Genomic DNA, 12,137 nt, shown 5'->3' on the forward strand with positions numbered 1-12,137 from the left:
GCTTTCAATTTGATGCCGCTCTCCATTGACCGGCAAAACAAAATTGATAAACCATAACATGCTAAACCATCTCTAAAAGGTTTATCCGAAACACTGTAAGCGATATTTTACCGGTTATTATTTCTATTTTAGCACAACAGCACCTATTTATTATTTTTGCTATTTTTGACCAAAACAACGATCTATGAGTACTACCAGCGAAAAACCAACCCAAATTCATCACGGCCGTAACATCAAACGTTTCAGGGAAATGCTCGGCATCAAACAAGAGGCATTGGCTTTGGAATTAGGAGAAGACTGGAGCCAAAGACGAGTTTCGTTGTTAGAGGCCAAAGATACCATAGAAGATGATATTCTTGCACAGGTAGCCTCCATACTTAAAGTGCCGGTTGAAGCGATCAAGAATTTTGATGAGCAGGCAGCAGTAACATATTTTAATACTTTTAATGATACCAGTGTCAATCACGGTCCATTTATGGGCAACTATGGAACTTATAATTTTAATCCCGTAGAAAAGTGGCTTGAAGTTATCGAAGAAAACAAAAAGCTATATGAGCGCCTTTTACAGAGTGAACGTGAAAAAGTAGAAATCTTAAAGAATAAGGGTTAATGGAAGAGCATGCTGGTGAAAGCAATTACCAGGACAGGTTATTTGCATTTATCAACGATAATGAATTTGCTGTTATAGGTCAACGGTTTAAACCTTACTTCGAACTTCATAAGATTGAAGGAATTTTTGATCTATTTGATGATATTCAATCCGATTCCGGTGGTAATAATACAGCCAAACTCATTTGGAAAACGCAACGGGACTTACCGATTGAACTTAAGAAAGCAGTTATCGACGTTTACAGCAGGTATTTCCAGAATTAGATTTACCTCTAAATCTTAGCCTACGGGCCAGATAATCACAAACACACCCAGTCATATCACCGCTTAAACAACCGGAGCTGTTAGCAGGAAAACTGTCAAGGCCCGGCGATAGCCGGTTTATATAGCCTTGACTGTTTTCCTGCGTAGCTAACTTTGTGACTGCGGTGCTGTGACTAACCCATAGCCTGTGGGTGGGAAAGGCATGTGTGTATGAGGAATGAATACACTCCTGCACGCGCGGAGGCGAGGCTGGCGGCGTAATGAAACCCGCAGCGAAGCGCGTAGTGTAATGAAGCCGCCTGCCGCAGCCGCATCGTCTATTAAAACAAGGAATATCCATTTATAATAGCACACTGCTTCAACGCGATATCTGCTGGCCCCGGGATTTTTTCTTTCGTCGTTTCTTTTCCTCTATCTCGCTTTCCGAAACAATATTAGCACCTCCCGTATACATCGGTTCCAGCATCACCTCCAGGAAGCTTGCAGCCGTCTTACCCGCTGCAGACAGCATCCCTGCCGTTGTCGTAAACAAGCCGTCAGCAACTCCCCGGGCCATTTCATTAGCCACCGACCTGCTTTCATAATTCTGCGAAGCACCTTCTAACAAAACACCCAGCTGTTCCCGTTGCGATAGCTCGCCGTTTTTCTGCACGTTAGCGTATGCCATGGTATCTTTAAGCTGCCTGTCAAACTCAAACAGGCTGTCAAAAAGAGATTCCCCGCTCTGTTTAAATGCTACCCGGTCAAACTGTCCCATCTTTTTTGAATGCTCCGCATTCTTTCCCCTTGACGTATTCATCGGGCTAAGCTTGATCTTATTGGTTATATCCCTACGGCTCACAATAACCTGCACATGCATTTGCTCACCCTCTTTACGTTCGCCCCGTTGTTTCAGGCCTTGTTTTACTTCCGGGTCTTTATAATTGTAGTAACGGTAGTTTTCCAGCTTGGCAAACCATAACAGGTCTTCATTATTGTTTACACCATCCCGGTTGAAGTTCCTGGCATAGGCATCCATCACCCTGACCGCAAAGCCTTTCATCTGTTCTTTAGCACCATCTTCGCCATATTGTTCTTTCAAAAACCTGATCTCCTTCTGGCTCGGGCTGATATTGACCAGGAAAAACTTAGCATCGTCTTTGCCCAGTTTGGCAACGTTATTATCGATACTGCGCATTACCTCATAAGGCTCGATCCTGATCTTCTGTCCGTTAAACCAGTATTCTGGTTCCGGCTTATTGTTGATCCGGTTTTCTTTTTCAAGGTAATTTACAAGCCCCGTGCTGCTGCCTTTGTTTGCGGCTTCTTTACTATCTGTAATATTGATAAACATTAAATCCCCTACCTCCTGAAAGGAAAGTTTAATACATAATTAAAGCAAACCGACCTGCGATCTGGTAACAGCGATCAGCTCATCTTTTTCCCGGCCCGAGGTCATCATCCCGAAAGCATCTCTGGATTTAATATAACCATCAAGAATGAACAGGAACTGTTTTTTCAGGTTATCCTTGCTCTTTTGGCTTTTCGAAATCGTTTCCATCAGCGCATCTATGCCGGTTAACTTCTGCGCCAAAGCATGCTGATTATTCAGCAAGTCCGTATTTGCCTTGAGCACTTGCGTATTGAAACTCTCGATGATCTTGACCTGTGATACAATCATACTGTCCATTTCCGTTTTGATCGGAATGAGCAACATATTCTCCTGGTTTCGGATAAAACCAATATACTGCTGATGATTTTTCATCAGCGCATTTTTTAACAACTCATCATTCAGGTCCAGGGGATCTTTCTTGCTTTTATAAAAGTAATCGACCATCTGGATAAACACCTGCCGCTTCGTCCTGCCCAGTTTAAGGGCGATCTTTTCAAATTTCTGATCTACCGCAACAGGGTACCTCACTGATCTTACATTGATATCTTCCATACTCATATTCTCAAACCGACCAAATGGCTGTCTATGCAACTATGCCTTTATTTCTATATGCAGGATACCGCCGGGTATCCTGTTTTCTTTTATTCCATAGGCGCAAACGCCCTAAAGTATCCCCGGAGGATACGTAAAACCCCCGTAGCGAAGCGTAGGGCAAGCAAAGTAGGGCTCTGCCCAACTTCCGCTTGCTCCCTCCGCTTTCGCGAAGCGACCACCGCTTTTCTTCCTGATTTGCGAAGCAAATCTTTGCCGGTGTCTTTGGCTGCACCGGATTTATATATTATATAGCTAGATATCTGTTTATACCCATATCGGAATAACCAGTTATTCCGATATGGGGTTATCGGCATAGCCCTGTATACCGCTATGCCGATATAAAATACCGGGCTACACTTTCCAACCGGCAGGCCAGTAAACCTGGCTACCCAGTTTGGGATGGTATGACGGCTGATAACGGATGTAACCATATTCGTCAAGTTCTTTGATACACTTATGATAAGTTGCGATTGATGCCATCCGGCTAAAAGCCATCAGCGTCTTTCTGGTAACAGAAAACGGGCTTTTGAATCCACCGCGCTGCCATTGGACGAATAATGCACTGAACAAGCTGATGTGTGTCGTGTTCAGCCGCCCGTCTGTACTCATACGTTTAAGCAACTTACTATACCCGGCAAGTTCAGTGACCGCAATTTTATGAGTACTCATTGCAGTCCTCCTTCCAGTAGCTTGTTAATGTCGTCGAGCTTGTAATACATGATGCTGCCGATGCGGGTATAACTCAGTGTCCCGTTGATGCGCAGATTCTGTAAGGTGCCCGGAGATATTTTCAGCAGCTTTCTTACCTCGTTACTTTTGAGCCATTTTTTAGACTGGCCCTGGCCATCCACTTGTACCAGCCTTTTAATTTCTGTTAACAGTTCGCTTTTAAATTCATTCAGATCTCCTTTAGTGATCAGTTCACTTGCTTGCATAATCGCCTCCTTCGTTAATCGTTACTTAATACTTGTACCACAGGTACCGGGTACTAAGCAAAGGTGTGGGCAAACGGATATTTTTCATTACCATAGGCCAAGCTATGGTAATGGCATACAAAGCATAATGCTGAAAAAGAGCGCACTGAATAGTTTAAAGGCAATTGTTAACGTTTGCCTGCAAAAGAAAAATGAAACTAAAATCCGTTCTTAACCTGCCCTGCGTTTTGCCGGAACGATGTTAAAATTCTGGTTTTCGGAGGGAATAGAAGAAGACCTTCCACTCGGGTTACCTGCGTCACGCGGGTAATAGCGCCGTACACGGTCTAATTTAATCGGTTCACCGTCTTCCTGAAAGTACCGGCAGATTAGTTTGGCCCAGGTGATGGGCATCTGCGAAAATACGAGTTCCTTATCACCTACTTTTAATGCTTCGATCTTCTTGAAAAGGTCAACTACAGTGAGGAAATGACCGCTGGCAATATTGATCGGATAGTCGGTATCCAATTTCTCAGCCTCCCTGCGCTCATCCATCAGGCGCTGCACCTGTTCTTTGAGTATTTTGATCTGGCCTTCCTTCTCTGCAATAATCTCAGCCTGCGTGCGGCCAAGGTTCCACTCATCGATACTTTGAAGATATTCTTTAAACTGGTTGAGGTGAAATTTATACCGGAAGTTGCGAGCATGGCCGGAAGTATATCTGTCCTTATGTCTTAATTGCGCAATAGCATCCTGTATTACTTCCCAAACATACCTAAAGAACTCCTGCTCAGTTGCATCATCGTATTCAGATAGGAAAAATTGCAGGTGATATTTATACAGTTCATCGAATCCCTGTTCGCTCTTTCGATAAAGCCGATTGAGAAAGTGGTTGTCCTCAACTTTTTTATTCCAAAAAAATGGGCGGCCTATATCGTTAGAAAAGTTATTAAAATCGAATGCTGGACGGTGTTTAAAGTATTGTTCGCGCATAGGTTGGACTTTAACCTAAAGTTAATAATATTAGTAAATCTTTGCATTTTGAAAACGGAAGAATATCGAAGTATCTTAAATACTAAGTTTAGTCAGTCTTATTGTACCAACAGGACTAAAGTCGAACCGCTTGATCAGTGATTTGATAATATTCTCGACTATTTAGCTGCCGGTTCGAGCGCAGTTTCGGGACGAATCATTAATCGCATATCCTTAAATGATTGCTCCTGAGGCTGGGCTCGAACCAACGCCCCTCCCAACCAAAGTCGGGACGCCCTAACCGAACCAAATACCATAAAATTTAGCCCACAAAAAAAGCCTTACATTTCTGTAAGGCTTTATATTTTGGCTCCCGAAACCACATATTTTTCCAGAAACCTGTTTGATGATTTGAATAGAATTGCAAATATTTGGGATAATGATTACGAAAATTATAAATATCGAGTTGTCACATGGTGTACGTTTCAACAAAATTACACCATGTACAAAAAACTCATATTTTGCATTTTACAACCCATTCAACCACAAATTATAATTAATCGATTCTGTGTTTCAGCCGGAAGTCTGGGTCAGTCATGTCTCCGTGATAAAATGTAGGGATCACTTTAGGTTGACTGTAACCTATGTCACCCGCAAGACGAGGAAGTGTAATCTTAACTGACGAATGCCTAAGCGGTTTTTGGGCGTTTGCGGGATAATCATAAATTACTGTCATAAGAATGCCGGATTCCGTTGTTTCTATATTGACGTTGGTTATCCAATCCAATTCATTTGGATCCATTCCCATCATTCTGAGGTTTTCAAAAGCCCGTCCATCTGCTAATGATATACCAGCTTCATGAAAACCAGCATAGATTTTCGCCGAAAATTGCTCATCGGCTATTATAGGAGCGTAAACACCTTCAGCAAGAAGTTCGCTGCTCGGAAGTTCCGAAGGCAAATTTTCCAAAGTTTTAAGTCGATGATCGACAAAAAGTATTGGTGGGTTTAGGATAATGATTTCGGCATCCATAAGCTTAGTTATGGGATAGCTTTCGTCTGCGAGTAACGCAGCACGAGAAGAATAGCCCAAATAAGCCGCCACAAGCTCATGTGCATGGGAGGATTTTAATTTGATACCGTAATTGTTTTGGGTGAAAGCGCGTAAAGAATCTGCGCAAGCTTTTGTGATGTCAAGTTTCATAGCATCATTTGTTAATGCTGGACTTTTTAGTCGCCGAGAGTGTTTAAAGACAACCATGCCAGCGGTTTAACAAAAATTTGCTGTTATGACTTGTCAATTATTGATTTACTTTGCGTTTCAGTCACTCACAACTGGGGCGCTCAATTCCTTGGTCTAAAGTAAATATAATAATTGATTATCAACACTTTTTAGCGTAATAATTTTTCCAACCCGTCGCGTAATGATGGTGCGACAGTATTATTTATTGATATAGTTTAGCGACTTCGGATAAGGCATCTTGAATATCATTTGATTGTGATTGTGCCAAGTAAAAGTTAAATTCCATTCGCTCAATCATTGGGTGAAGAAAATTAACATTCTTAATTTGTCCATCATTCTTCTTTATGAAATCTTCGAGTGCAGTTTTTACTTTAGACAGATTTTCCTCTGAAATCAATCCAAGATTATATAAAGAATCAGAAACTATGCTATCAAAGCGGTTAAAGTCGTCCTGCATAAATTCTTCTTGATTGGCTTTCTCAAGCAACTGTAATAAAATCGGCAGAAATTCAATATCCTTAATTTGACGCATTATCTGCGACTGATGATAAAAATCAAAATTGGGCCTGGCCGTTTCAAGAAGATAATTTAAATAGAATGAGGTACCCTCTTTGTCACCTTTCTCTGTTAAGTAAGTTGCCGCAAGGAATTTTTCTGTTGGTTGAACATGTTCATTAACCAACTTTTCAGTTAAGAATTTCCGCAAATCAGCATCGATAGCGGGATAGTCTTTGATTTCACGCACAATCTCCCACAACATATCGCTGTTATGTGTCATTTTTAAACCAACTAATAATAATTCCGGATTGCCGCCTTGCTGTAAAAATGTTTTTAATACAGGGCGTCGAGAATATTCAGATTTGCGATGATCAAACAAACTATTGATAATACTGCCAATAGTATTTGGAATGTTATTTTCGAGTGCATATATCGCGTTATTACGCCAAGATTGATCGTATTCAATTCCTGCTATTAAATTATCATGTACTCGAACTTGAACCGCATCTTTACCTACTTGATTTTCAATTACACTAAATTCTAACCCTTGGTTATCATTATTTTTAACTTCATCGAACAACGTAAAATCAAGCAACTTCTCTGTGAGTACAGGGATTTTATAAATTTTTATAAACGCCCATAATACCATTACCAACTTACTGTACGTAGTACGATTACTGTTTTCAACTTTGATCGCATTAACAATATCTGTATTCAAAATTACATTTTGCACCCAGGCCGTTATTATCTGTATTTGTTCTTCGCTAACTAAAACATCTGGCCGGTTGCTTATCTTGTCTTTAATTTTTGAAAATCTGTAATTGGCAAAACGTTCTTCATCATTCACGAATTTCAATACTGATGCTAGGTCAATGCTTTGTTTATTACGAGTAAACTCTATTAATAATTCATGAATAGCTTCAGGAACATGATAATTTCGATCATTACGGTTGTATTGAAATTGCCATAAAGTATCCCAATCTAGGTCGGCGATTTCATTAGCCTGAAAAAATTGGACAAGTTCATTTGTGAAAGCTTCTATGCTAAAATATAACTCAAAGCTCTTTTGCTCGTTTTCCAAACGAATCTTAGCATAATCTATATCATTAAAATTGGTGAGCACCTGCGTTTCTTCAGTTAATATCTTTGTAAGATAGTGCAATTCTACACTCTTATCCGTCTTATATATATTCCAACGAAGATTATTATAGAATTTTAGCAATTCTTCATTGGTAGCATTGTGCGTTTTATATTGATTAACGACATAATCGATATTTTCTTGATTAACTAAATGCCTGAGCAGTAAACCTTTTTCGTAATCCTCGATTTTCTTATCGTTAAAAATCCGCTGAAAAACAGCATTTGTTTGCCCTGTTTTTTGGAAATATACCGCGATTGCTTGTGCAGTAAATTCTTCTGAATGCCGGCCATACGCCACATACGTTCTGTAAACGTCTTCCGAGAGTTCGGGATGAGTTTTAAAGATGCTTGTAGCCCTCTCGATCAAATTTTCAAGTACTTTGTTTTTCTCAAAGAAGTTTATAATACGACGGTCGTAAGGGTTCTCGAACAACTCAAGTAATTTTTTAATGTTCGCTGGTTCTTTGATATTAGTTAATCCCTGTCTTAACAGCATATCTTCGTCCATTAAACTTACTTCCCCACGATCAGCCGGGTCTAATTCATCCACAAAACCACTTATAAAGTAGTCTACATAATCATCAATCATACCAGCTTCAATGATAACCCGATATAAAGCTGAACGAATGTATTGATTGCTACGATTGCCGAATAATTCCATCAATTCGGCGATCATTTCTGCATTTATTACCCCCAAGGAATCTAATGCATAAATACCGCTATGTACGATATAATAATCGCCTGTATTTTCAATAATATGCTGCCATATTGCATTTTTTGTTTTGTTAAGGTAATCCCCGCTCAACTTAAAATACTTAAGCATGTTCATCGCGTTGAAGCGGGTTGTACGTGCATTTTCGCTGTTATTAAGTTCTGCAATCAAAAAGTCTACCGCGTCTTCACTTTCGCCAAATGATGCCAACTCTCGATCTGAAAATTTATTCGAACGCAACCATACGCGTTGCGCTTTGTAATGATTGAAAATGGTCTTAAAAATCTCAAACCTTGTGGCTGAATTTACTTTGTCAGGCTCTACACGCACTAATACTTCAGGTTCAACAATCAATATCCAGTCAATCAAATCGTTCCTTTTAGCATCGGGTAATAAACTTATGAGGAAAAATAATGTATTTAACCAACTTGGTTTGATACGCTCGTTCTTAAAGGACAGAAAAGCCTTTATCCGCTCTAAATGGAAAGCTAGCAGTGCTTTGGCCGCAAGGAACTCTTGGATATTATTATGTTCAAATCCCCAATTATTCGTACCATCCTCCATACTACGGAATGCAGTAGAGAATTTTATCAATTGTAAGTCTTCAGGGTTTGGCAACACTTTCAATAGTTCATCAAATGAAAGAAAATTGCGTCCCAGATATTCCATACAAAGCGCAATTTTTTGCAATAACTGTAGGATGTGTTCTTTGTGGTCTTTTAAATTGGTGGTTAATTCAAAATGTTGCTGGTCCAGCGTAATACGTTCATCTAACAATATATTAAGCAAATCAACACGATTAAGCGACAAATTGCCCCGCTTCTTAAATTGCTCCAACAATATTCTCAAAAAAAATGGCTGGCCTGTGAACTCCTGGAAACCACGGTCATAAGCTTCATTTCTGAATTTTTGATAATCCAATTGATATTGCTCTTCTGCAAACTCTTTAGTTTGTGCATCACCGACTTGTGCCAGGAAGTAAATACTAAAATCAGCCAAAGTTCCCCCTGAGTGCTTATCCGGCAAATGATAAAAATTGGTTCTGCAAGACACTACAATATGGACGTTTGGAAAGTCTTCTTTAAAGCTTAAAATTTTCCTAACTGCTGTATTAAAGTGCTTGGGCCGCACTTCGTCCAATCCATCTAGTATAATCAGCGCCGTATTTTCTGGAATGTCTGTCCAACCAGTAGGAAGAAAATCACGAATATCTTCTTCTACATAAGTATTCATCCGACTATACACAGGTATAAATGGTGTTTCTTCGGAAGCGTAAAAATTAGCCAATTTAGCTAATTCAGTTGATTTGCCTGAACCAGCATTACCTAATAGAACGACAAAGTTTTTTTCCTTGACTAACTTAATGAGTTCCAGGTCACCGGTTCTCTCTATGTAAGCCGTTAAAGGGTCTTTCTGTCCCTCGAACGATAATAATACCCGGGGTATAGTTGTGTCTATTTTAGGTGCCTTGGTGATAAACTCTGCTGGATTTCGTAGAACAGCCGGAATAGTTTCAGATGCAGGAGTACTCAGAAAGGCGTTTTTTTCATTGATAAGTTCTTGTTGGTCTATCTGTTCCGCACGGTTCATTAGAATCGTAGAAACCTTGTTATAAAAATCATGTGTCGGTGTAATCGGGAACTTCATGACCCACCCCAAATTACAAACCTCTTCAAAAAATTCCTGTACCTGTAAAAGCTGCCTGGTTTCTGAAGCCCCACCTTTGATAGCGCTCGGCTCTTTGAATAATAGATAAACATTTATGTTTTCGCCTGCTTGTTTACGTTGATAAGCTAAACGAAATTCTTCTTCAGTACCACTCAAATAGGCTTTACCCGTTGCTGGATCTTCGGCTCCGCTTGGGGTACCAAAACGCATCCATAACATACCAATATAGATGTCATAATCCGAGAAAATCAAATTGATTTGTTCTTGCGGTCGACCATCCATATCGGCAACAATATCCCTGAAATCTAACACCCGGAACCGAACTTTCCGTTTATTATTCATATTGAAGTTATTCAGGTTCTCACAAATCGCTTTGATAGTATCTTTCTCCGGTGTAACATCACCAGGACAAGAAACAAAAACTTTTATTTCGAGGGTATCGACCATGACAGGTTTACATTTCTGGTAAAGATAGCTGTTTTGGGATGTTTCAAAGTATATCCCAAGCTCACTGTACAGCTACACATTGTTATTAATCTATGAACTACAACATCGAACCGCTAAAGTGAGTTTGGTGTTCTCGCTAACCTATATGATTAATAGGCAATTACAAGAGAAAAAAAGAAGGGCAAGCGACCGTAAAACGTGCTTGCCCATTGTGGCTCCCCAGACTGGACGTAATTCGAACCACCGAGTAGCACAATTGAAGATTTTAGATAATTTAAAGGTTGCTAAATAAAGGTTCATTCTAAACGAGCAAGCCTATTAATTTTCGAAGGACATTAATTTGACACGAAATCAGTGATCACCTACCGCCAGAATCAGGTGGTCAACTTCGGCGGAATATCCACAAACAGCGTATCCCAGCCTCTGTTGTGAAAACAACTGTACAAGGAACCGGCGATAAGTTCGTTGGTGATCAGCGGTTTAACGTTTTTTATTACAAATATCGGAAATTTAGTGCAAGGAAAAACTCAGGTCAGCCTCAGCAGGGCCTTCAAATGCGCGCTGGCGTACTGCCGAACGAGGTCGCGGTTCAGTTTCGACAAGGGATGAAAATGGTGAGCGGGCATCTCGTATAGGGTTTTGAAAAGCTGCTCATAGTCTCCGGTGCGCGTTATGCGCGTCAGTTTGATAATGCTTTCGATCATTTCACGCGGATAACGGTCCGCAATGATCAGACTGTTGACCGCGTTGCGCTTGTGTGCGCTGTGAACGGTCTCCAGTTCAAGCAGGTCCTTGTTGCCATCATTAGGACCCGCTTGGTAGACCAGCAGGTACTGGCGCTCCGACGCAAATTCTTCGACCTCCGGATCAGCGGCCAGTATCGACGCGATCGTTTTTAACAGGGTGGATTCCCCGACACTATTCTCGCCGGCGATGATGTTGATGTTCTGTATCCGGGTGCCTAGGATGCCACGGTACAGGTCCAGCGCGCTGTCGATCGCAAGCCGTGCCCGTCGAAAGTCAGTCTCAGGTCGTCGCTGACGTTGACACTAAAAGTTTCAAAGCTCGGCTCATTCAAAATTAAAAGATAAACTAAACTGCTCATGAGGTTCAAGAAGAACGAATATAGCGTTATAGTTCAAATGCGCCATAACTTTTGCATTCCTTCATCACGAAGCAACTGTTCAGTGGGCGATATTGCGCGACTGTTAATGTGTTCCATCAGGAAGATAAAATAAGCCTGTGAAGTGGTAGCCGTAATGTGCAGAATAAGCCCGCGACCTTCATCACAGGCTATCATAGCATTGAAGCTTCGTGCCGCAAGGCCTTAAAATACTAAAAGGGAACGGTTGACGCTCTCGTGGGTGCGCGTCCGGCGACGCTCCTGGTAGGCGTTATTGATGATCGTCCGGATATAGGGCGAAGTGTTTTTGAACGTCGTACCGTGGTTGATCTTGTCCCATTCATAGGTAAAGATCAGCTTGGCGAAGCACTCGTCGGCGAAGGAACTGGATACAGCTTCTACCTCCGCGAAATCGAATTCCACGCGGCCGCAGCGGTTGAACTGCTCAATGATCTGTACGCGCACACAGGCCCCTTTAAAACGCGTACCAAGATGGGTTCCGTAATCTTTGAATCTGATGGTCATTTTTTCCATTTAAAAGGGACGGCAAAAGTAATCATAATTATGTATTAATTCCCAAA

11 protein-coding genes are annotated in these 12,137 nt (G+C 41.0%); 2 read left to right on the top strand and 9 right to left on the bottom strand.

Going from position 1 to position 12,137, the window contains the following annotated elements; all coding sequences use genetic code 11:
- The first annotated feature begins 184 nt into the window (after positions 1-184).
- Together LX99_RS00880 and LX99_RS00885 are read left to right on the top strand one after the other, a co-directional pair.
- Positions 185-610: a helix-turn-helix transcriptional regulator gene (locus tag LX99_RS00880; protein ID WP_109605551.1), complete on the top strand. Its 426-nt coding sequence runs from the start codon at positions 185-187 to the stop codon at positions 608-610.
- A complete protein-coding gene (locus LX99_RS00885; RefSeq protein WP_109605553.1) occupies positions 610-873 on the top strand; it encodes a hypothetical protein in 264 nt (87 codons plus the stop codon). Before LX99_RS00880 ends, LX99_RS00885 begins: the two co-directional genes overlap by 1 nt.
- A 358-nt stretch (positions 874-1,231) precedes the next feature.
- On the opposite strand, the gene LX99_RS00890 is transcribed toward LX99_RS00885, so the two are convergent.
- From LX99_RS00890 to LX99_RS00930, 9 genes are all read right to left on the bottom strand, one after another.
- The gene (locus tag LX99_RS00890; RefSeq protein ID WP_109605555.1) at positions 1,232-2,206 is read right to left on the bottom strand and encodes a DUF5712 family protein; all 975 of its coding nucleotides are present in this window, start codon (positions 2,204-2,206) and stop codon (positions 1,232-1,234) included.
- A gap of 39 nt (positions 2,207-2,245) precedes the next feature.
- Entirely contained in the window at positions 2,246-2,803 is a 558-nt protein-coding gene (locus tag LX99_RS00895) for a BfmA/BtgA family mobilization protein (RefSeq protein WP_170122588.1), read from the bottom strand.
- A gap of 387 nt (positions 2,804-3,190) precedes the next feature.
- Positions 3,191-3,508, bottom strand: a complete 318-nt coding sequence (locus tag LX99_RS00905) for a hypothetical protein (RefSeq protein WP_109605560.1) — start codon at positions 3,506-3,508, stop codon at positions 3,191-3,193.
- Complete coding sequence (locus LX99_RS00910) at positions 3,505-3,774, bottom strand: helix-turn-helix domain-containing protein (RefSeq protein WP_109605562.1); 270 nt, start codon at positions 3,772-3,774, stop codon at positions 3,505-3,507. Before LX99_RS00910 ends, LX99_RS00905 begins: the two co-directional genes overlap by 4 nt.
- A gap of 210 nt (positions 3,775-3,984) precedes the next feature.
- Positions 3,985-4,746, bottom strand: a complete 762-nt coding sequence (locus tag LX99_RS00915; protein WP_109605564.1) for a hypothetical protein — start codon at positions 4,744-4,746, stop codon at positions 3,985-3,987.
- 535 nt (positions 4,747-5,281) lie between these two features.
- Positions 5,282-5,929 carry a hypothetical protein gene (locus tag LX99_RS00920; RefSeq protein WP_146203035.1) on the bottom strand — a complete coding sequence of 216 codons (648 nt, stop codon included), beginning with the start codon at positions 5,927-5,929 and terminating at the stop codon, positions 5,282-5,284.
- A gap of 241 nt (positions 5,930-6,170) precedes the next feature.
- A complete protein-coding gene (locus tag LX99_RS00925; RefSeq protein ID WP_109605569.1) occupies positions 6,171-10,433 on the bottom strand; it encodes an NACHT domain-containing protein in 4,263 nt (1,420 codons plus the stop codon).
- 527 nt (positions 10,434-10,960) lie between these two features.
- Positions 10,961-11,137, bottom strand: a complete 177-nt coding sequence (locus LX99_RS25475) for a hypothetical protein (protein WP_170122589.1) — start codon at positions 11,135-11,137, stop codon at positions 10,961-10,963.
- 623 nt (positions 11,138-11,760) lie between these two features.
- Positions 11,761-12,090, bottom strand: coding sequence for an STAS-like domain-containing protein (locus LX99_RS00930; protein ID WP_109605571.1), 330 nt, complete (start codon positions 12,088-12,090; stop codon positions 11,761-11,763).
- Positions 12,091-12,137 lie beyond the last annotated feature (47 nt).

It is taken from the genome of Mucilaginibacter oryzae, from assembly GCF_003148845.1.
Classification (GTDB): Bacteria; Bacteroidota; Bacteroidia; order Sphingobacteriales; family Sphingobacteriaceae; genus Mucilaginibacter; species Mucilaginibacter oryzae.